At 42.0% G+C, this 22,278-nt stretch carries 19 protein-coding genes; 1 reads left to right on the top strand and 18 read right to left on the bottom strand.

The features are described 5' to 3' along the window. Positions 1-19: 19 nt before the first annotated feature. Positions 20-616: a Maf family protein gene (locus tag CST_RS01535; RefSeq protein WP_015358051.1), complete on the bottom strand. Its 597-nt coding sequence runs from the start codon at positions 614-616 to the stop codon at positions 20-22. A gap of 311 nt (positions 617-927) precedes the next feature. On the opposite strand from CST_RS01535, the gene CST_RS01530 reads away from it, so the two are divergent. After that, the gene (locus CST_RS01530) at positions 928-1,545 is read left to right on the top strand and encodes an adaptor protein MecA (protein WP_015358050.1); all 618 of its coding nucleotides are present in this window, start codon (positions 928-930) and stop codon (positions 1,543-1,545) included. 55 nt (positions 1,546-1,600) lie between these two features. Here CST_RS01530 and galU read toward each other — a convergent pair whose 3' ends face one another. The 17 genes from galU to CST_RS01445 all read right to left on the bottom strand — a co-directional run bounded on the left by galU (position 1,601) and on the right by CST_RS01445 (position 22,180). Beyond that, a complete protein-coding gene (galU, locus tag CST_RS01525; RefSeq protein ID WP_015358049.1) occupies positions 1,601-2,470 on the bottom strand; it encodes a UTP--glucose-1-phosphate uridylyltransferase GalU in 870 nt (289 codons plus the stop codon). Positions 2,471-2,699: 229 nt separating this feature from the next. Continuing rightward, the gene (locus tag CST_RS01520; RefSeq protein WP_015358048.1) at positions 2,700-3,350 is read right to left on the bottom strand and encodes a LysE family transporter; all 651 of its coding nucleotides are present in this window, start codon (positions 3,348-3,350) and stop codon (positions 2,700-2,702) included. Positions 3,351-3,473: 123 nt separating this feature from the next. Further along, entirely contained in the window at positions 3,474-5,729 is a 2,256-nt protein-coding gene (locus CST_RS01515) for a glycoside hydrolase family 3 C-terminal domain-containing protein (RefSeq protein WP_015358047.1), read from the bottom strand. Between the two features lie 468 nt (positions 5,730-6,197). Further along, positions 6,198-7,157: a D-2-hydroxyacid dehydrogenase gene (locus tag CST_RS01510; protein WP_041746628.1), complete on the bottom strand. Its 960-nt coding sequence runs from the start codon at positions 7,155-7,157 to the stop codon at positions 6,198-6,200. Positions 7,158-7,171: 14 nt separating this feature from the next. Continuing rightward, entirely contained in the window at positions 7,172-8,083 is a 912-nt protein-coding gene (locus CST_RS01505) for a sugar phosphate isomerase/epimerase family protein (RefSeq protein ID WP_015358045.1), read from the bottom strand. A gap of 162 nt (positions 8,084-8,245) precedes the next feature. Then, positions 8,246-10,051, bottom strand: a complete 1,806-nt coding sequence (csx20, locus tag CST_RS01500; RefSeq protein ID WP_015358044.1) for a CRISPR-associated protein Csx20 — start codon at positions 10,049-10,051, stop codon at positions 8,246-8,248. A 31-nt stretch (positions 10,052-10,082) separates the two neighbouring features. Then, positions 10,083-10,703 carry a hypothetical protein gene (locus CST_RS01495; protein ID WP_015358043.1) on the bottom strand — a complete coding sequence of 207 codons (621 nt, stop codon included), beginning with the start codon at positions 10,701-10,703 and terminating at the stop codon, positions 10,083-10,085. Between the two features lie 33 nt (positions 10,704-10,736). Next, positions 10,737-11,648: an RAMP superfamily CRISPR-associated protein gene (locus tag CST_RS01490; protein WP_015358042.1), complete on the bottom strand. Its 912-nt coding sequence runs from the start codon at positions 11,646-11,648 to the stop codon at positions 10,737-10,739. Beyond that, positions 11,632-12,492 carry a type III CRISPR-associated RAMP protein Csx7 gene (gene csx7, locus CST_RS01485; protein ID WP_015358041.1) on the bottom strand — a complete coding sequence of 287 codons (861 nt, stop codon included), beginning with the start codon at positions 12,490-12,492 and terminating at the stop codon, positions 11,632-11,634. Before csx7 (CST_RS01485) ends, CST_RS01490 begins: the two co-directional genes overlap by 17 nt. Further along, on the bottom strand, positions 12,485-13,270 hold the full coding sequence (gene csx7 / locus CST_RS01480) for a type III CRISPR-associated RAMP protein Csx7 (protein ID WP_015358040.1): 786 nt from the start codon (positions 13,268-13,270) through the stop codon (positions 12,485-12,487). The genes csx7 (CST_RS01485) and csx7 (CST_RS01480) overlap by 8 nt, the downstream gene beginning before the upstream one ends. A gap of 27 nt (positions 13,271-13,297) precedes the next feature. Further along, complete coding sequence (locus tag CST_RS01475; RefSeq protein WP_015358039.1) at positions 13,298-13,690, bottom strand: hypothetical protein; 393 nt, start codon at positions 13,688-13,690, stop codon at positions 13,298-13,300. Beyond that, complete coding sequence (locus tag CST_RS01470; protein ID WP_015358038.1) at positions 13,683-14,891, bottom strand: hypothetical protein; 1,209 nt, start codon at positions 14,889-14,891, stop codon at positions 13,683-13,685. The genes CST_RS01475 and CST_RS01470 overlap by 8 nt, the downstream gene beginning before the upstream one ends. 19 nt (positions 14,892-14,910) lie before the next feature. Beyond that, complete coding sequence (locus tag CST_RS01465) at positions 14,911-15,456, bottom strand: RAMP superfamily CRISPR-associated protein (protein ID WP_015358037.1); 546 nt, start codon at positions 15,454-15,456, stop codon at positions 14,911-14,913. Positions 15,457-15,461: 5 nt separating this feature from the next. Beyond that, positions 15,462-17,366: a Cas10/Cmr2 second palm domain-containing protein gene (locus CST_RS01460; RefSeq protein WP_015358036.1), complete on the bottom strand. Its 1,905-nt coding sequence runs from the start codon at positions 17,364-17,366 to the stop codon at positions 15,462-15,464. A gap of 7 nt (positions 17,367-17,373) precedes the next feature. Continuing rightward, positions 17,374-18,219, bottom strand: a complete 846-nt coding sequence (locus CST_RS01455) for a hypothetical protein (RefSeq protein WP_242823571.1) — start codon at positions 18,217-18,219, stop codon at positions 17,374-17,376. Positions 18,220-18,816: 597 nt separating this feature from the next. Beyond that, complete coding sequence (locus CST_RS01450) at positions 18,817-21,177, bottom strand: glycoside hydrolase family 3 C-terminal domain-containing protein (RefSeq protein WP_479694035.1); 2,361 nt, start codon at positions 21,175-21,177, stop codon at positions 18,817-18,819. 493 nt (positions 21,178-21,670) lie between these two features. Beyond that, positions 21,671-22,180 (bottom strand): AAA family ATPase, encoded by a 510-nt coding sequence (locus tag CST_RS01445; protein WP_015358032.1) that lies wholly within the window; start codon positions 22,178-22,180, stop codon positions 21,671-21,673. Positions 22,181-22,278: the final 98 nt, after the last annotated feature.

The raw sequence follows: 22,278 nt of genomic DNA, 5'->3' as shown, positions 1-22,278 counted from the left end.
ATTTGCAAAGTATAAAATTTTACCCGAGTACTGTTTTAATGCCAAATTGTGAAAGCATAACAGAAACTCTGTGCAACGGAAGGCCAACAACATTGTAGAAACAGCCTTCAATCCTCTCAACCATCAATGCCCCTATACCCTGTATACCATAGGCTCCTGCCTTGTCAAGCGGCTCACCCGTCCTGATATACTTCCATATTTCGTCTGGTGAAAGATCTCTCATTTTCACCTTTGTGATCTCAACACAGGTAAGTTTTTTATCCTCATCGCCGTCCAACACCGAAACTCCTGTCATTACCTCATGCCAGCGTCCCGAAAGCCTTGATAGCATTTCAAAGGCATGGTCTTCATCGGCGGGCTTCCCCAAAATCACCCCTTCATGAACCACTACAGTGTCGGCGGCCAGAACAACAAAAAAATTATGCCCGCGCGAACAAAAATATTCCTTAACTTTAAAAGCTTTCCTTTCGGCAACAGAACGGACATAATCTTCCGGTCCGACATTTTCCGTCATATTTTCATCAATATTTGAAGGATGAGTTTTAAAACTTACTCCTATCTGTTTAAGCAGCATTTCCCTCCTGGGTGACTGTGAAGCCAAAATAAGCTGTTTCATAAAAACCTTCTCTTTACAGTGTTTATAGTGTTAATTATTCTACAACATTATACACCAGTGCAGGGATTTATGGGAATATTTTTTTATTTACATACCGTAAAAAATATTTTATTATTATTGTTTGTAATTACCTGATTAACCATTCGTTTAACGGGGAAATATGATATATATTAAATATACGAAATCCTTAACAAAAATACTTTAAAAATTGTTCATAATTTAGTACTTCTCAATATATTATTTAAAAAGTATAATAATGTTAAGGATGACGTATTATTTAATACCAAAAATATAAGCAGAGGATACTTGATATGAGAATTGAAAAAATAAGTGAAAACAAAATACGCATCTTTGTCTCCTTTGACGACCTTGAGGAACGGGATATTGACCTGTCTTCGTTTAATTATAATTCTCCCGAAACCCAGGAACTGTTCTGGGATCTGATGGAGCAGGCGGAATTAGAATTGGGGTTTGAAACCAACGAATCCCAGTTATGCATTGAAGCAGTTACCGATGTGGATCAGGGTTTTATTATTACAATAACAAAAATTGATGACGACAGCGATTTTGAATCCATTCAAAAATTTATTAAAAACCGTTATAAAAAGAATGACATAAAATTTAAAAAGAAAACCGGAGGCGCAGGTTCAACGGTAATGATTTATAACGTGGAAAGCTTTGAGGATTTGTGCAACCTGTGCGCCAGACTAAAACCTGTTTATTCGGGAGAAAGCTCTGCATATCTGTGTGAAGGCTCTTACTACCTGGTACTTAAACGAATGGATGACAATGAATACAGAATAGAAAGCATATTATCCGAATACGGGGACAGAGTCCTTAACGTAACGTTCTTAGAAGGGTATCTTAATGAATACGGCAAACTAATGGTTGGAAACGATGCAGTAGGTTGTTTGGGAGATTTGGCTTGACAACGAGGAATTTTTAATAATAGTCAGGTGGAGTGACCTCCGCCTGACTATGTTTTTATTTCTGCTTTAATATTTCTTCAAGCCACGTTCTGAATTCCTCTTTCAGATCGTCCCGTTCAAGGGCAAACTCCACCGTTGCCTGCAAAAAGCCAAGTTTATTGCCCACGTCATATCTTTTTCCTATGAACTCATAAGCATATATGGCTTCGTGATGCATCATTTCCCTTATTGCGTCTGTTAACTGAATTTCACCGCCTTTTCCGGGTGGAGTGTTTTCAAGATACTTGAAAATTGACGGTGAAAGGATATACCTTCCCAATATGGCTATATCGGACGGCGCTTCATCTATTTCAGGTTTTTCTATCATTTCGGTGACTTTTATAACCCTGTCATCCACCTGTCTTCCGGCAACTATGCCATATTTGGATACTTCGCTTTGTGGAACTCTCTGCACCCCCAGAACGGTGGTATGGTATTCGTCAAACACGTCAATAAGCTGCTTTAGGCAAGGAATTTCGGATTTAACTATATCATCACCGAGCAGTACCGCGAAAGGTTCATTCCCAATGAACGACTTCGCGCAATACACCGCATGGCCAAGGCCTCGTGGTTCTTTCTGCCTGATATAGTGAATGTTGACCATATTCGAAATATCCCTTACCAAAGCCAGCAAATCCTCTTTATGTGTTCTTTTCAGCTCTTCCTCCAGCTCATAGGATTTGTCAAAGTGGTCTTCAATTGCCCTTTTTCCCCTGCCGGTGACAATGATAATATCTTCTATTCCTGAAGCAACCGCCTCTTCAACAATGAACTGTATGGTCGGCTTATCAACAATAGGCAGCATTTCCTTAGGCTGTGCCTTGGTTGCCGGCAAAAAACGTGTTCCAAGCCCTGCTGCGGGAATAATCGCTTTATGTACTTTCATAAATCATAACCTCCAGTTACAATAATTACTAAGAATATTATACAAAAAATATTCCGGCTTAACTCCATAAAACAAATCCTTTATCTTTCTTAGTATCCTTTTCTTTATCTTCCAATGTTTATTTCCACCAACGTATTTTCCGCCAAGGACAACAAAAAAGGTTGAAACAGTTTTTTATAAGGCTCATTTCCTATAAGTTTTCCTCCGGAGTTAACTTTACAGAACCATTTTACCCGGCAACAAGCATCTTAATTCCGCTTGTCATGAAGTAAACTGAAAATGCCGCAATAAATATGCCCAGTACCAGAACAATACGGCAGTACAACGTATCGCTTATCAGTTTCCTTCCTCCTGCAAAAGCTACTGAAACAGATGTATACCAGACAAAGTCGGACATAATGTGCCCAGCGTAAAAGCACAGAACCCCGATTAAACCGAATTCATAGGCCTGCCGCACCGATTCCATACCGGTGGACGCCCACCACATGATAAAATACGGATTTGTGGCGCTTACAATAATCCCAGCCAGCACAAGATTTTCAATACCAAAGCTTTTGCCGTTTTTTTGTTCCGAAAGGGAAACGGTCTTTTCAATTCCCGATTTTATCATCCCATAGCCCATCCATGCAAGGAAAGCTCCGCCGAACAGACCTATAATTCCTGCCACCGCCGGCCTTGAAAAGAAATCTCTCAGGCCGAAGGTCATAACAATGACCAGCGTCAGCTCCAGAATTCCATGCCCCAGCACAATCAGCGGGCCAGCCGTCCATTTTTTCCTTTTCAGGCTGCTTTCAATCGTAACCCCCAGCATCGGCCCGGGCATCATTGCTCCGGAAAAGCCGATTAAGAAAGCACTCGTAAAAATCCTCAACAGCTGCATAACATATTACCCTTCCATATGTATTTTTTCTGTGTTATTTCGATATCCCCGGCATTCCCTTAAAGCAGTGAGTGGCAAACTATCATGCGCGGGGCGAAAATCCGCTTAACGTCACAACCTTCTTCAATACATGCCATCATTTTTCAGTAAAGTTCTCAACCCTTTGATGTATTTGCCGTTTGCGATAGCCAACAGCCCCCTGAATATTTTTCCGCTCATACCGCCCGAAATCTGCAAATTGCGGAGCGGACTTCCCACACTGGACTCAACCATCATCCGGTATTCGGCCGTGCCCCGTTTCATACCTCTGGTAACACTTATTTTTACATACCAGTACAGTATCCGCATGATGAACGAATCTTTTTTCATCTCAGCAAGGGTATCGTTCATGGTAAAATTCCCTTTTTGCGGAGTATACGGAACATACTTCGATCCAATCATTTTTTCCCACTGTTCAAGAGGGGGTGGGCCGAAGGGTTTTTCATACCATGAACCCGGCTGCCAGTACGGAACTTTTATTTTTTCACCTGCCTTTTCAACAACCCCTGCCACCGTCAGCTTGTCAGGATTTCCCCCCACAAGAACGGTGTACTTTCCCTCCGGCACCTTCCAGCCTCCGTCCCAAACCGCAAAACATCGATTGTCCAGAGTAAAGCTTATTTCCCTGCTTTCACCTGGAGTAAGAAAAACTTTCGCAAATCGTTTCAATTCCTTAACCGGGCGGTGAATTCCGTCATGAGGAGGAGCAATATAAAGCTGTACCACTTCGGCGCCTGCGCGTTTTCCGGTGTTTGTCACCGTGATTTTAACGGTTTCACCGTTGATTTGGGGATTTGAATAGGCAAACTCGGTATAACTCAGTCCAAACCCAAACTTCCAGCGTACCCGGACATTGGCTTTGTCATAATAACGGTAACCGACATAAATGCCTTCACGGTACTGCCCGTCACGTTGCGGGTAATATGCCGCCGACGGACAATCGCTGTACCGTATTGGCCAGGTTTCGGCAAGCTTGCCTGAGGGATTGGCAATACCATATAACAGATTTTTCACCGCTTCGCCCCCCGCCTGACCGGGCAACCCCATATACAATATGCCTTTAACCCTGTCAGCCCACGGTGTTTCCACAGGCGCACCGCAAAACAGCACCACCACGGTGTTCGGATTTTTTGCCGCCGTCTCCTCAATCAGTCTCACCTGTTCCGGAGGCATTTCCATGCTGTCGCGATCAAAACCTTCGCTTTCATATTCAGGCGGAAGTCCGGCAAACACTACTGCTACATCGGCTTCTTCCACGCTTGCTCTGCTTTTCAGAACATCGGCAGGCTGAACCAGTTTTGTCGGATTAATATGGCTTGAGCCGGAGCCCTGGTACCGCATGTTTCCCGCCATGTCACCTACAATCGCAATTTTTTGCCACTCTTTAAGCGGAAGGATGTCATCCTCGTTTTTCAGAAGCACCGCGCTTTGCTCAGCTGCAATACGGGCCAGTTCGTGGTGGGCGTTATAATCACAGCCCGTTCTGTTTCCCAGTACCTCATACGCTTCCCGCACCATTTTTTTGATCCGTTCCGCACTCCGGTCTATCTCAGCTTCGCTCAGTTCACCCCGCGCAACGGCATCCAGAACCTCCTGTTCCATATAGTTGCTTCCGCCAGGCATATTCAGGTCGCATCCCGCCTTAAAGGCAGCAATACGATCATTCATCGCTCCCCAGTCTGTTATGACCACGCCTTCAAATCCCCACTCATTCCTCAGAATATCGGTCAAAAGTACCTTATTGTCACTGCAGTAGACGCCGTTTATTTTGTTGTAGGCACACATTACTGCCTTTGGTCTGCCTTCGCGTACCGCAATTTCAAAAGGCGTGAGGTAAATCTCCCTTAATGTCCGTTCATCGATGACCGAATCCGAATTAAAACGCCTGTATTCCTGATTATTGCATGCAAAATGCTTAACGCAGGTCGCTATACCGTTCTTTTGGGCGTTTTTTATATAACTTGCCGCCAACTTCCCTGCAAGATACGGATCTTCAGAGAAATATTCAAAGTTCCGTCCGCACAGCGGATTACGCTTAATATTCACTCCCGGTCCGAGAAACACCCCCACGCCCTGATCCAATGCCTCCTCGGCAATAGCGGCGCCTATTTTCCCCAATAACTCCTCATCCCAGCTGCATGCAGTGGAAACCGCGGCAGGGAAACAGGTGGCAGGTCTGGATTCATTTACACCTGAAGGCTCCCTGCCGGTTACTTCCTGCTTGCGCAGTCCATGGGGGCCGTCACACATGAATATTGACGGAATTCCATATTGCGGAAAATCCCGCGTTTCCCAGAAGTTTTTCCCTTCACACAGCGCTATCTTTTCCTTCAAAGTCATAAACGCGCAACCTTCCCGCCAATAATTGTATTTATATTCACCTATACGTAATTTTTGCGTAAATTCCTCATTTTCGCCGGTTTCCTTATTGTCTGTAAAGATTTACATTACAGCCCCTTTTCGTAAAAAGGAACAATTTTGTTTCAGCTTCTTCAGCTCCGCTCTTAACCGGGTTACAGGTTCAGCCGTTTTTCTTCGTCCCGAATTTCGGCTATCCTTATAATCAACCCTGATTACTTTAAAAGCGTGGTATTTTTTAAAAAAAGCATTTTTTACTGAATTATATCACAAAAACTGTAAATAAAATATCCAAAGAGAAGCTTTTTAACTTAAGCGCAAACAGGCGTACACGATCAACCTTTGTTAATACAACAAAAATGGAGTTACCAGTTAACCCAGTAACCCCATTAAAAAGCGCTTTGAAACAGCGGCATGAAATCCACAGACATTGGATTGTTATGAGTATGTTTAATTATTAACAACATTAACCGGCTCGCCTTTCAGAAAGGCTTTCACGTTTTCCACCGCCGTGTGCATAAGTCTGAGCCTCGCTTCTTTTGTAGCCCATGCTATATGCGGCGTAATTACACAGTTTTTGGCGCGGAACAACGGATTGTCGGCCTTCGGCGGTTCAACCGACAATACGTCGAGGCCTGCTCCGGCTATAATGTCGTTGTTAAGGGCATATGCCAAATCCTCTTCGACAACCAGCGGCCCCCTGCCGGTATTTATGAGGAATGCGCTTTTCTTCATTTTCCTCAGCGTTTCAATGTTGACTATGCCTTTGGTTTCTGGAGTCAACGGGCAATGAAGGCTTACCACGTCAGATTCGGCCAAAAGCTCGTCCAGCTCAGCCCACCTGAAATTTTTCCTGTGGGACTGGTCGGTTCTGCGCCTGCTGTATCCCAATACATTCATTCCGAAAGCTACGGCAATGTCAGCAACAGCTTGGCCTATATTCCCGAAACCGATTATGCCCATTGTTTTGCCGTCAAGCTCTATAAGCGGATATTTCCAGAAACAGAAATCCCTTGAATTTGTCCATTCGCCGTTAAAAACCGCGTCGCTGTGCCGCTGGACGTGCTGGGTAAGTTCCAGAAGCAGGGCAAATGTCATCTGCGCCACCGATTTCGTTCCATAGGCAGGAACATTTGTTACCACTATATTCCTTTTCTTTGCAGCCTCGACATCAACCACGTTATAACCGGTAGCCAGAACTCCTATATATTTAAGCCTCGGTAACTGACTTATTTCCCTTTCCATTAACGGAGTCTTGTTTGTCAGTACTATGTCGGCTCCTTCAGCCCGCTCTATTGTTTTGTCAAAAGGAGTATAATCGTATATTTCGGTCTCTCCCAGCTGCTTTAATTCATCCCACGACAAATCGCCCGGATTAAGCGCATACCCGTCCAAAACCACTATCTTCAAGAAATTCACCCCTTTTAAACCCTGCTCCATGCAATATTTAAAACTCTTTTTGCGTTTGCAATAACCAAATCGGGATCTTCGTCGCCGAAGGGTTTAACTTCAAAACTTACAATAGGAGGATTCTCCTCATTAATAAAGCCTATTTTTCTGAGAACCCTTAAATATTCGGTCAGCTGTTCCACATCGTTCTCACTGTCCGGGAAACCAAACCGGGGATGCAGATCGCCGTATGCAGGAAGTTTCGGATCTTTTATTACACAATTGCCCATATGGGCATGAACTATATAATCCTTAATGGGAATAATTGCTTCTTCAATTGTTTCCCTAAGCATCGGTATATGGCTTAAATCAACCATCAGACCGAAATTCCCGCATTCCCTTCTCATGTCTTCGGCAAATCTTTTCGCCAGTGGCGTAGGACCAATCAGACTCTTTTTGTCAATATCATAATCGAAGATTTCAAGTGCAACCCTGAGATTCCCCTTCTTTTCCGCATAACTGCAAAGCTCCCTGGTGGATTTAAGCAAAGACTGATAGGCTTCTTCTTTTTTATTATCATCATATTTACCGCTCAGGAATGCAAAGCCTTCAGCTCCCAGTTCATGAGCCTGATCTATTCCCTTTTTCAGTAATTCCACCGCTTCCCGCCTTCGTTCTTCATTGAGATCATTGACATTCAGCCCCGTTGCAAGAAGCATCGGCTGTGCTCCGAAGGAAACCGACATATGTGCCGTTTCAAGAATTTTTTTAACCTGTGCTCTGACACTGTCATCTTTTATATACGTAACCTCAACGGCGTCAAAATAATCATCCGTCGCTATTTTTCGTATGGTCTCAATAATCGGCCCTTCCCCTTTCATCGTTTCGGGAAAAGCCATAAAATGAATCAGCCCCACTCTCATAAATTTATGCATGGATTCAATCATCTCATCAGCCTCCGAGGGTCGTTAATCTATGGTTCAGGCAGCTTGCAAAAACTGTTGCTGCGGCTAACCGTTTTCCAATATATTGTTAATATAATGTATATAACCATCTCTGACTTAAACACTGCGAAAAAAACGGTGCACCATGAATGGTCATATATGCTCTCAAATCTTATATTCCCTGAACATTACATGCTCAAACTCTCTCAGGGATTTTACCTTGTTGCCGTTTTTCTCCTCATTAACGTTCCTTCTGGTTGTTGAATACAAAGGGATAATCCCTTTAGAGCGGCAGTAATTAACGGTAATGAATGTGACCCCGAAATCCCCCTGTACGAGTGCATAGTCCCCCTTTTGACCGTACGCATTAATCCATTCAAGAATATCCCTGAGGTAATCCCTCAGATCCTCCAAATCGGGGGGAATGTTTGACCATTTTTCCTGCAATTCAGAAGGCAGAGTAACAAATTCCGATATCCCGAACCGTTTTTCGGCGTCTTCTTTTTGTTTGACCGTAAGTCCATGGGAAAATATAAGAAGCATTTTCCTTCCCCTGTTCGCATTATTGCCGTCAACGCATTCCGCCGTAAATCCGGTATCGCCCCTTTCAGACAAGATAATTCTTTCCGCCGATTTGATAAATTCATGAAGTTTTTCCTCAAAAACACCCGGTTCGGATGGATCTTCACGCCAGCCCGCATGATTAATGTCATTTCTGATTTGGGAAATCTGATACAGCAGTATAAGCAGTTCGGTTGTCGTATCGGGTTTCAAATTTAACAACGGGTTATTCCTGGCCTTTTTGTCTTTTTTGCCCAGTTCATTGAAGACAACATAAGCGTAGGAAATCGCCCTGCTCCTGTTATCGGTTTTTATTAATTCGTTTAAATCCCTGTAACCCAGTTTTTCGCAGGCGTAGCTTATCAGGCCTTCTTCCAGTATTGTCAGCCCCTGTTGGTACATTTTATTATCAGCACACCATTTGGCCGCCTCGATAACGTTTATGTATTTGTCGTCCTTGCTGAACCTGTCAAATCTGTCCTTCATCATTTCAAGAAGCGGAAGCAACGGCACTATATGCTGTTTTGAAGCGTTTTCCATGACCGCGGTAAGATTGTCCTTTAGCTTGGAGACCGATTCGGTCAAACTCAGGCCCCTGCAGGTAAACAACACGTCGCTGAATTCCTTCATCGATTTTGAAAGCCTTTTTACCAGTGTTGAGTCCATAAATAACGTTTTTTTATCTACATCCTGATCCAAAAATGCGGCAGACTTGCTTTTTTCCTGATTTATCCTTTTCATTTGTCGGAATGTCTGATCGTATACAACCGAAACGTCTCCGGTGTTTAAATATCTGTCAATTCCCACCGTCCAGTCAAACAAATCCACAAATGACGTAAGATCAAATATCGGCGCATTTCTGTCTTCCACCGGAATTTTTTGAACATCAGACATTTTTCCCAGTACTTCAAAGGCCCCGTAAAAAATGCTGTTCAATTTGCATTTTTTTACCACACGCGCATAATTGATTACTATAAAAACGAGCATCGGCAGATATCTGAAAGAATGGGTAATATCAAATATAATTTCATCATTCTCTTCTATCTGGTCAAGAATTATCCTGAATATATCCCAAAGATCTTCCTCCTTGGTACCATTGGGTATACTGACACTTTCCACAATACTTTCCCCGGCGTTCATTCCTTTAATTTCCTTTATTTCTTTTTCAAATTTTTCAAGTTCTTCTCTTAATCCCGGTTTTTCTTCGTTTCCAATCCAGTTATTTTTGTATGCCTCTTCGGTTGTAAAAATAACTATCTTATCAGGAACTATATTTTCCCTTTTCAGAATATCCAAAATTGCCTTCTGCACATAACGGCAGTTTTCAACCTTTAAATCCTCCCTGCCTCTGACGTAATAATTACAGGGCAAATATGCATTCGTACCAAGAAGTGAAATAAACTTTAACATTTTTACACCCCACAAGATATATTTGGACTGTTTAATCAGTTTTACCATATATTTTTCTCAGTTGTTCAGCAATAGTATTGTTAAACGGCTCGCTCTGCTCCCTGCCTTTTCCGTTTCCGTAGGCGTTATCGTAATCCTTCCTTTTGCCTGAATGTTTCTCATTGCTGTAATATGCCTTTTTGTTGTCTGCCTTCACATTATTTCTGTCGAATCTCCGTTCATTTCTCCCGTTAAATGTTCTTTTTCCATCAGGCACCTTATTTTTGTCTTTTTTGCCCTGCTTTTCCTCTTTTGTAAGCCTGCGCACCCAGGCAAAAACATAAAATATTTCTTCCAGGCTAAGATCGTTGAAATCGGTATTGGCGGGGATATATTCATTTTGTGATTTTTTTATTCCCAAATATTCATCAATGAACTTTATATAAGATTCCTTAACTGCACTTCCGCCCTCGATTATCTCTATATTTGAGCTTTTGACACTGAACAGGATCTGCCATAACTGTTTGACTTTTTGTTCACTGTCCCGGTCCTGCCTGTCCACATAACGGATAATATCCACTATAAAACCTGCAAAATTTCCGCCGCCGTTCTTTTTTATATATTCCGCAGTATTTCTGGCGCATTCCAGAAGAGTTTTTTTGTTTCTCAGCATTTTTTTCACCCCGCAAATTCAAGAAAAAGTCACTTACCATATTACCAAATCCGGTGAACTTACCGCGTTTTTATAACTCAGAATCGAAATAAGCCGGTCAATGTTTTTCTTTATGTCGTCTTCGGCTTTTTCCCTGTATTCTTTCGCCTTTTCCACCCACTTTGCGTCTGAAGTCACTTCAATGCTCCCGTAAAAAAAGTTTTTTCCGTATCCGATTTTGGGATTTATATCGCCGCTTAAACCTAACGAAAAACAAAGCAACTGGATTTGTTCCTCGGTCAGGTCCCTGTAAATAATTTCACCTTCAAACCAAGAATCCTCAGCAACAAATTCACGGAATACTTCACCTTTGGGCTGAATTCCGTTTACGCCGTGTCTGTAAAATTTATATCCTTTGTACTTTCCGTCTTCCATATAAAATTCCCTTTCAGGGTGCGGGTTGAAACTTGCCGGAATTCCCCTGATCTCAAGTCTGAATTTGCCGGGAACACCCTTTAAATCGCCGAAAGCAATTCTGCTTCTCCAGTTCATCATTCCAAACATGTCACAGACTATACATTTTATCTCGTCTTCCTTTTTCTTGTTTTCGTTTTGGTCATTGGCGCGTTGGTTTGAATCGCCTGTTTTTCCTATGCCAGTCTTTTCTTCAGGGATTAATTCCTTCTTTTTGTCGTCAATCATATACGGATAGCTGTGGGAAACACTTTCGGCTATGCTTCTCACGCATCCCTTAAAACTTGTGGCCGGTATAACAGGTATACCGTTTATTTTTATAAATTCTTTATAGATCAAATTTTTTCCGTTTACAGCATATTCCCCGGAGGAAATATGTACAGGAGTGAGGGTTTTAACCCGGATTGGAATTTTTCCCTTATCATACACCGCATTGCCCTTTTTATAAGGGATATATTTCAGGAAGGGCACAAAATCATAAGGCTTTATCATGTTTCAGATCACATCCTTTAAAAGCAGCCTCGTCAAATTTAATATCCTTCAGAAGTTCTGAAATAGCCTCCCTGCCTGTTATGTTTTTCTCAATATAAAGCTCCTTATCCGAATATCCTTCGGCTTTCTTTCCTTTGTCATAATAGCGGACAGTCATGCTTACGTTTTCAATCCTCATCCTTCCGAAACCCTTTGACGAAAATCCGCCGAATGTGGTGTATCCGTCGTCTATTCTGTTAAATATTTCAAATATCAATTTGACTTGCCATCTGAAAAAATTCCTTAACTGTATCCTGCATTTGAATACAGCATTCTCTATGTATTCAAAATCGTATAGGGCTCCGCTCCTGCTTGCCCCCGTAATCCGGTCAATGGCAACCGCAGCTCTTTTTCCGGTTTTGTATTCACCCACGGGACAAGCATCGTTAAAAGTTATCCGGCTTTTTAAAACCTGCGAACCGAAAAGTTTACAGACCGGGCAGCTTTTTTTGTACCGTATTTCGCCAAGAGACATTTGTCCGTAATTGTCCTGATTTTCACTTTTATTTCTTTCCTCCTGGTTTCTTTCCTCCTGCCTTATGCGATAGCTGCAGGAATCTACTTTACTCAGTATATTGCACACCCCATGTTCTTTCAAAAGCTGTTCAGCGGTGCTTCTGAATACGCCCTTCAGTGAGCTTCCCGGTATTGCAGGAACGGGCTCGCCGTTCTTATATGTAACAAAAAACGTATGTTCCACCGCAGCCGGGTTAAGCTGGTCGTCCAGCCCTGACTTTATGAACAGCGGACTTTCGGTATGCATATCGAACTCAATTACGGCTTCGTTATACAGTCTGCTAAACATACTGCCACCCCATTTCTTCGCTTAAACCGTTGAATAAATAACTTTCCAGGCTGTTTTGATCAATTCTGTAAACCTTGGCATCGCAGAGCTTTATTCTTCCCAGCCCTATCGACGTTTTTCCGCCTACCGTAAAGTTTCCGCTTTCCAAAACCTTAATGATTATTTTCAAAATTTTTTCATTCTCCTCGTCCAGGTTGTCGGCCGTCATATAAAAATCAAACTTTGTCCCCGCCGCCACCTGCTCGAAATCATACTTCTTGCCTTGGGAAGCAGTACCGGTGTCCCTGTCGATTGCAACCCTGTCTCTTGTTTCAATATAAGTCTTCTCGTCCTTAAGCCTGCAATCATTTATCGTTATTTTTGAAGCAAAATAGTGAGAGCCGAATACCCTACATATCGGGCAAAGTTTTCGGTATATTTCCTCGGCGACAAACCTGTCCGCATCATCCTTGCCTTCGTATTTCTCTTTTATTTCCTCAAGCCACTTCTTAATCTCTTTATCAGACGGATCAATACAGGGCTTGTCCACGATAAGGCAGGGTTTTTTTTCGCCCACAAGCTTGCTCCCGCTGCCCCTCAGAAAAGTTTCAAGCCAGCTTCTCAGCGCCCCCTTAAGGGAACTTCCGGGAATATACGGTTTGCCGTCTTTATCCTTTATGACCGCATTGTCTGTTTCAACGGGATCTATGCTTTCATTTCCGGCTCCTATATGTATCGGAGTCTCGGCTACAATGGTGCCTTTTACAATATATCTGTTATGAAATTTATCCAGTAACATTTACCGTTCACCCCTGCAATACGAACTTTAATTATTTGTTTTACGCGGTTTATTGGCCTTTTCCAGTGCATACACTTTCCAGTACAAATACCCGAAAAACTTACTTATGTTTCTTAATGCTTCCCTGTCGTTTCGGTTGCACATCTCATAAATTTTATCCATACAGCGCAGAACTTCATGTCCGAATATTCTGTCTCCCTTAAACTTACCGTCCCAGCCATTCCCTTTTGCTATTTTGTACTCAACAAAAAGTCTGAGTTCTTCATAACAATCGGCATTGTTGGCCAAAACAGCCATATTCCTTATATTACTGCTTCCTATTTTCTCATTTTCACCGCCTTTTTTGCCTTTACCCTGACCGGTCCAGAAATTCTTGTCGCTTCCCAGTTCTTCAACAAAATTTAATAAAGTTTCAGTCATTCACCTGCACCTCCAGACCAAAATGGAATTCAAACCAGCCAAAACCGTTTTCAGTATCAAGGCCGAACCCGTCCATTGATACAAAATCATCAAATATCTCGTTGAAAGGTTTGAGGGTCTTGAAAACAATCACGCTGCCCTTCTGAACCATATGTACGGGTTCCTCCCGTATATCGCCCACTTTTGAAGTATCATAGCCTCTGAAATTGAAAACCTCCGCATACACTTTGTCAATTTCGTACGCCGAATTGTCTGTTTTATACGCTCTTAATGCGTTAAACCATATATCTTTTAACTCACCATTATTTTTGTATTTCTCAAATTCATTTCCGCCATGGCTTTTAAATCCCAGTTTTGCGTCCGCCACAAACTTCACGGCAAAATACTTATAATCATCCGTTATTTTATTGTTCGCCCTATACCGTTCACTGAAAAGCTTCATCTTCTTAGTTATTTCCTCTTTGTTTTCTACGGCCTGCAGCGTCGGAGCACACCGGTCATCCCCGTCTTCTGCGGCAATAATACTGCATCTTCCGAAACCTACCGACGTATATTTGCCCACCCTCAACTCGTCAATGGCTGAGATATCTTCGTCCGTTATTCCTTTTATCAGGCCCCAGTAGACAATATTGTTCTCGCCGTCGGTGGCCGTGACGGCTTCTATGCTGTACAGCATACCCTCCTTGGCCGCGCCTGTATATTTGTCTATTGCCGTTCTTGTAAACAGGGTTTTACTCACTTTGTAATCCTTTCCGTCCTTTATATAGCCCGAAACCGCCTCAACCCTTGTATCGCTGTTTCCTGCTTTTATGCAGTCGGGGCATTCGCGCTTTTCGGTAAGGAGATCTATCAAGCGGTGCTCAGGCCTCATTTTGCATCTCATCGTTGTCAGCGGAATTATATCAGTACCCTCCGGGTAGAAAAATGAAAATTTTATGTCGTCAAATTTCAGGCACAAATTTTTCAGCCGGCACTTTTGGCATTCCGGTCTGTTTCTGTAATAAACCCAGTTCCTGTGTTTTTCGCCGTCTATTTCTACAACTTCGTCCCTGTCAAAACACGGGCAGTTATTCAATATGTAACGTGCAAAAGCAGCCCTCACAACGTTGCCTGGTATGTAATCCAGAGTTTCTATGTAATTCGATACCCTCTTTATTCCGCCTACGATAAAAGGGGATTTGAATTTCAGCTTAACGTTCACAGGACACCATTCCTTTCAGTCAAACTTCTTCCAATTGAACCAGAGCCCTGCCATATCCTTTGCTGTGCCCGCCACCGACATTTTCAACCATTTTTATCGCCATCTCAAGGTTTCTTTTGTATTTCACCGTCTCATTGTCAAAATAAACCGTTATATAACCGCTGAATTTTCCGCCGGTGGCCACTTCCTGGGAATACAGGTGCTCGTCCGCAACGGTCTTCGTATATCTGTTGATGGCAATACCGTATCTTACGGCCAGCGCTTTATTTCCCGAATTTTCACCGTCAACGGGCAAAAAGTCGTCTACATATACTTTCGAAGGCTTATATCCCTGACCGCCAAACAGGGCGCACATGGCACAATTGCAGTTATTCTCTGAATGACTTAATTCGGTGATCCTGTAAAAATTCCACCGTATTTTTCCTTTAATTGTACTTCCGGGAATATAGGGCTTGCCCTTATACAGAACCGTCCTTTTTTGCGCCTGGCCGCCCTTTTCCTGACCCGAGGAAATATTAAACGGGGTTAACAAATTTATCGTAACCCTGTATTTAACCGTTCCCATGCAGTTCACCTCCCCACTGCATCCATCAGCAGTATGATATCATCCCACAGCGGCATATATTGTGGTTCTCCGTCAGAGCCGGCATCTGGTTTCTTCTGTATAAGCCCGCAATAGCTGTATGCGTCTCTGTTAATGCCTTTCCTGCTGTTAAGGAATTTTATTACATATCCGTTGTATCTGTTGGCAACCCTGCCTGTCTGGTACAGATAAAAGAGCTGGAATTCCAGCGGGTTTTTCATTATACGCCATGCGTTGCTGAATTTATACAACTGTGAGGGCTTAATATCATTGTCGCTCTTCATTTTTTCTATAATATCCAGGTAATCAGAAAGTTCCGAATTGTCAGCGGGGAACAGGCTGCTTTCGGATTCGAGCAAATCAATGCCTGTATTGCTGCGGATAACCTGAACATCCACGGTTCCTTTTGAATTATTGTTTTTTCTTGAATATTTTTTCGCGCTTTTAAGCATATGCTGGGCAACCTCAAACATGGTTCTAATCGGGGTGCTGGATCTGGCGATGCATATTCCCGCCGACATCGTCATTTTATATTCAAACTCGCTGTCAAATTTTTCAATTATTTTATTGGCAATCACCAGGCTTTTGTCTCCGGGCACGACTATGAATATATCATCCCCGCCCAGTGCTATTGCTTCAAACATTGCCTCACTGCCCATTACCTCGTTTATGGATTTATAAACACATTTTTTCGTTGTTCTGTCCAGGGTTCTGCTGAAATACATATGCTGGAACGGCGTTTCAATACTTTTAACCACGTTCCCCATGTTATTTCCGTCCGCGTAGATTACCGCTATGCGCCCGTTGTCGTCTTCCAGCTCATCAAGACTGTTTATCTTTCTCTTTACTGATGCACCTGTATACTTTCTGTATTCATCGTAAAAAACGGCTTTGTTTTCACCCATCTTGCGTTTCCTTAAACAGGACGGGCAAACCGCGGCATTTTCCGGTATACTAACCTTGTATTTTGCGTCCCTGACACCGCAGAGGTAACAGACCACGCCGTTTTCTTCTATTTTCTCCGCGTCAAATTTTATCACTTCACTGCCAGTTTCTATCTGTTTTTTATCATTATCAGGATTTATATCAAAAATCTTCAGTTTTTTTCTTTCATCAAGTTTCTGGTTTAAGTCCCTCATTATTTCCTTGTAGTCCCTGATAAACTTATTGAGGTTTGTCCGGACGCATTCAAACGCATTCTGCGCAGTCAGCGTGATCTGGGTGTATTCTTCCTCGAGCTCCCGGCATATGTCAGCTCCCGTACCTCCCGGCGCTATTATAAGCGCGTTCCCTCCGCCGCAGTATATAGCACATTCTTCGGTGTATTTTTCCCTGAGGTATCTAAATGTGACATCTTCGTTTACATGCTTAATCAATGCGCTTCCGCCGCGGATATCCTTTATTCTTGAATTTTCAAGGAAATATTTCTTTATTTTATAAACAGAGCCCGAAACTATATCAATATTTAAATCAGAAAATAAATCAGAACCTGTACCGGGTTCGTTGCATATAAAACTGTAAATAAACTCCTTTTCGTCGTCCCATTTGTCACCGAAAAACTCCAAGTAATACCTTGCGGCTTCAAAGCTTCCTCCCGCTGAACCTTCGGCCGAAATTGCACCTGAATTGGTTCCAGATTTATAATGTTCGAGATATTTGATTAAAACGTAGAAACTTGCTGCATCTCTGATTGACGGAGTACACCGTCCGTTTTCCATGTAAATTCCGTTTTTCTTGAAATAATAAGGCTTATCACCGTAATCATCGAGGAATTTCCTTATTTCGTGCACATCAGGCATGAATTTGAGCCTTTCGGCAATCTCGGTTATTATTTTTTCAAACTCGCTTTTTTTAATTTCTGCAGGATTCAAAACCGAAAGTACACCGCTCATTAATTTATCACCCCATAAAATACCGGCCAAATCCCAGCAGCATATTTTGGCCGATGCCTATTTTTTCACAAGCAAAAAAATATTCCAAACAGGGACTGATTTTTCTCGCGTCAAAAACGACGTAACCTGTTAAAACGGGAATTGTTATGAATTTTCGCTCACTTTGGATATAATACCGTGATTTCGTTATTTTAATATTAACCGAACCAATCGCCTGTTTATCCTCCGCCAATTGGTTCAGTTTTTCTTCATCTTCCTTTTCGAGCATGTTAAATATATTCAGACGTTCCTTAATTGAACAGCTGAGAGACCTGGTGTTGAAAATAACTATGCGGTTTTCATCACCTTTAGGCACCGCGTTTAACATAACAGGGGACACAAGCGACATTTTCACGGTATTTCCATTATTACTATCAATGTCATTCATTCTTGACGATATGTACATGAATATGTCTGCTACGGCAGGATTTCCGACTAATGCTGAGTTGCTGAAAACAATATTTCCCTTTTCGTCCGAAACATATAACAGCTTATATTTAATCTTCCCGGAACCAATGCCGCTCTGGCCTATGGTGTCAAACACATATATATACTGGACGAACAGATGGGTTAGATTATCAAAAAGCATTATTTCAAATTCCAGCATGTCATTTTCTTTAAACTCGGTCCGTCCGTCTGAACAGAGGATAATAAACTTTGGCGATACGACAGGCTGTTTAGCAATAGGTATATTTTTATCAAAACCCTTTCCCGTCATCTCCAACACCAGACAAATATCTTTACAGTCGCAGTTATTACATGAAATATCGCTACCACAGTGAATACAGTAAAGCCTTTTGAACTTATTCAGCATGGCCCCGGTTAACGTACTTACTTTTTGCTTCGGCATCCGGCAGTCTTGAAGAATACGTACAGTGAACTTAAGATGCAAAAAGCTTATATTTCTCACTTGCCTACCTCAAACCCGCAAACTTGTATTTATTTACAGTTCATTATATCACTGTTTTTATTATATTTCTACACCGATCGTAATATTTCGCAAAAATGGCTAAAAACAAGCATCCTACCGGGCTTAAGTACAAGCAAATCGAGTTTTTGCTAAATCAGCGACTTCCTTTGCGCCTTATAAATATTTTTAAAAAGAAGTGTAACAAATAATAATGTGTTGTTTTATATAAGGAAATATGAACGTAAAGGAAGTGGTTTCATTGGCTGTTTAGTATTAATTTGGTAACAAAAATAATACATAAGGAGAACTTCTGATTATGACCAAAAACAGAATAGTTAAAATAGCAGTCGGTTTTGTCTACCAAACCTGATTATGAGCCAGAACAGATACTGGATTATTTCAAAGAATTCATAGAAGAAGAATGGTTATTTTGAGTTGCACTTTTGTTTTATATAAATTTTGGCTGTCTCAGATTTTGAGACAGCCCCATAATTCGTAACATTATTTAATATTTGCATTCAGTGTATCAATCAGCCTGTTCAGCTTTTCCTCGTTCAGTTCCCCACCCGTACTGTTCGCCAATGAACGCAGAGGAGTATACCTCATCCACACACTCAGGAGGGATTTATCCTCGTTCTCCAGTAAATCCAACAAGTACCTGTTTTTTATCTCGTTAATAATAAACTCTCTGAATACAGGCTCAAGAACCCGATCAGAAAGCAAATCCCCCACCAGCGTGTTTCTGTCCACCGGTTTTTTTATGGTAACGGTTGATTTGACGAATATCTTGTCTTTAAGCACTATGTCCCTTGAGGATCTGCCTATTAAAATCTCAAATTCACCGGTTTCAACATGCCAGTCCCTTATACCGGTGTTGTAATAAGCAAACGCCCTCTTGTCAAGTTCAAACACCACCGTTTTTTCCTCGCCGGGCTTAAGTTCAACTTTTTCAAAACCCTTCAGTTCCTTCTCCGGTCTTATTACCGAGCTTTCAATATCCCTTACGTAAAGCTGCACAATCTCCTTACCCGCCATATCTCCGGTATTCTTAACCTTTACGCTCACAGTCACCGTTTCGTTATCAGATATTTCTTTCCTGCTTATTTTCAGATCGCCGTACTCAAACGTAGTGTAGCTGAGCCCGTATCCGAACGGGAACAGCGGTTCCATATTCTTTTTGTCATAATACCTGTAGCCCACGAATATGCCTTCCCTGTATTCAACCCTGTCCCCTTCCCCGGGAAAATTCAAATATGAAGGGTTATCGCTTAACTGTTTCGGGAAAGTCTCGGCGAGCTTCCCGCTGGGATTGGCGTCTCCGAACAGAAGATCGGCAATGGCTCCGCCCATGGCTTGTCCGCCCAGGTAAGCCTCCAGCAATCCCTTCACTTTGTCAATCCACGGCATCTCCACCGGTGAACCGTTGCATAATACCACCACCACATTGGGTTGTACTTTCGCCACTTCTTCGATAAGCGTGCAGTGGCTTTCGGGCATTCTCATATGCTGACGGTCATAGCCCTCGCATTCATAATGCTCGGGAAGCCCTGCAAATATCACGGCGACATCTGCCTTCAGCGCCGCCTGCTTTGCTTCCTCCAGGAGTTTTTCATCTGGCTCGTCCTTTTCAATAAAATAACCTTGCGCATATATAACATCTGCATTGTTTCCCGCTGATTTTTTGATTTCTTCATATGGACTATCCATGATTGTGGGATTTACATGGGAGCTTCCTCCGCCCTGATACCGTGGTCTTTTAGCAAATTCGCCTATTACGGCTATGGTTCCCTGCTTCCTAAGCGGAAGTATTTTGTCCTCGTTCTTAAGCAGCACCATGCACTCCCTTGCCGCTTCTCTGGCCAGTTTGTGATGAGCTTCCCGGTCATATCCGGCATTTTCTTTCCTGTTATCCACCGCTTTAAAAATTAAATTAAGTATCCTTTCAACGGTTCTGTCCAATACCTCTTCGGGCAGCTCACCCTTCTTTACGGCTTCAACTATTTTTTGGTCTCCAATACCGAAGCTTGACGGCATTTCAAGATCAAGTCCGGCTTCCAGTCCCTTTACCCTCTCATTCACCGCTCCCCAGTCGGATACCACAATGCCTTCAAAACCCCATTCATTTCTCAGTACATCTGTTAACAGAAATTTATTTTCAGATGCATACTCGCCGTTTACCCTGTTGTATGAACACATGATCGTCCACGGCTTCGCCTTTTTAACCGCCCCTTCGAAACTGGCGAGGTAAATTTCACGCAGCGTTCTTTCGTCAATTACCGCATCCACGCTCATTCTGCGGTGTTCCTGGTTATTTGCCGCAAAATGCTTCAGGGACGTCCCCACTCCCCGGCTCTGCACTCCTTTTATATGGCTTGCTGCCATCTCCGAAGAAAGGTACGGGTCTTCCGAAAAATATTCAAAGTTTCTTCCGCAAAGAGGGGAACGTTTTATATTGGTTCCCGGCCCAAGAAGCACTGCTATTCCTTCAGCCTGGCATTCTTCCCCCAATGCGGCGCCTACTTTCTCCACCAGTTCACGGTTCCATGAGCTTGCAAGGCCAACCGCAGTGGGGAAACATGTGGCCGGGACAGTGGTTTTCTTACCGGGATCAGTGGGATCCGTTGTCTCTTTTCTGAGACCATGGGGGCCGTCAGATACCATAATGGACGGAATGCCCAAACGTTCTACGCTTTTAAGGTTCCAGGCGTCAAGGCCCGAGCATAAGCTCGCCTTTTCTTCCAGCGTCATTTGTGAAATAATTTTTTTGATGTCCCTTTGCATTTTTATCACTCCTGTTATGCCTTTATCGTTCAAATTTTCGTAAACCGTTCCGGCATAATAAATTATAACTTTCTCAGACACTCTTGCAACAATTGGTATTACCACAAAAAGTCTTTATAAGTAAATTTTGATAAATAATTATCAAAATTTACCGTTAAACATTAAATTTCAAACAGACACGCCAATCCCCCTGCTTATTATTCAATAACAAAGGAAAAAACATGGATTAAGCGGTTTGTGTCCGACGGCATCTTAATTTTATCCTGTCCAATCCATTTCAATATAAATTTTATAATATCTCTAAAATAATGCAAATAACTTTTTCTTTATTTTATTTGAGACATTTTAGAAGGTAAAGTTTATATCAGTATATTACTTAAAATTTCCAAATCCAAACGTTTTAGTTACCCTGAAGCGTGAAATATAACTATCCTAAATTTCAGTATTACACCCACGTAATTTTATTTTTTCTTCTTGTCAAATTTTCCCTTCTTACGCGGATTCTGCTAATTTCACTTTATTTTATTAAATTCTTCTGTTAAATCGTTACTGGAAGAATACAACTTAAAGTGATTTATGGTCTTTGCTTAATGTACCTAAATATTATTTTTGCTGCCTCTTTAGCAGAAACCTTGCTTACGTCAATTTTCTCGGTATCCATTTCAAAATAATTTTTTAATCTTGATATACTTCTGTTAATAACGTCTTCAGTCCTTATTCCCTGTTCTATATCCTTTGTAATCCGTGAAATTAACGCTTGCTCTGTACATACCAAAGAAAATTTATATAATACGCAATTATGTCTGTTTATCCTGGACAATATATCATCAAGGATGCTTTGTTCATGCATTACCCAGCAAAAAATAATATTTTCATACACTGAACATGAAATGAAATTATTTAAGAGATAACTGATATTATCAATCACCATTCTTTTAGTCTCATCATTTACGATAAAAGGTGACATGTCCCAACACCAATCACCATCAAGAAAAACACAATTTGGCAATAGTTTTTGTAATTCTCTGCTTGTTGCAGTCTTTCCCACTCCCATGGTTCCATTTATAAAAATTAGATTTTTCATTTTTCATCCTCCAGCGTTTAATTAATTCGTACCGCCCTTGTTTTCAACTTTCTTCGGGACCTGCACTATTGGATTTTAAGGCAAACAGTGGTTAAGAA

This window comes from Thermoclostridium stercorarium subsp. stercorarium DSM 8532, from assembly GCF_000331995.1.
GTDB classification, from domain to species: Bacteria; Bacillota; Clostridia; order DSM-8532; family DSM-8532; genus Thermoclostridium; species Thermoclostridium stercorarium.
This window is presented reverse-complemented; position numbering and strand designations above follow the sequence as displayed.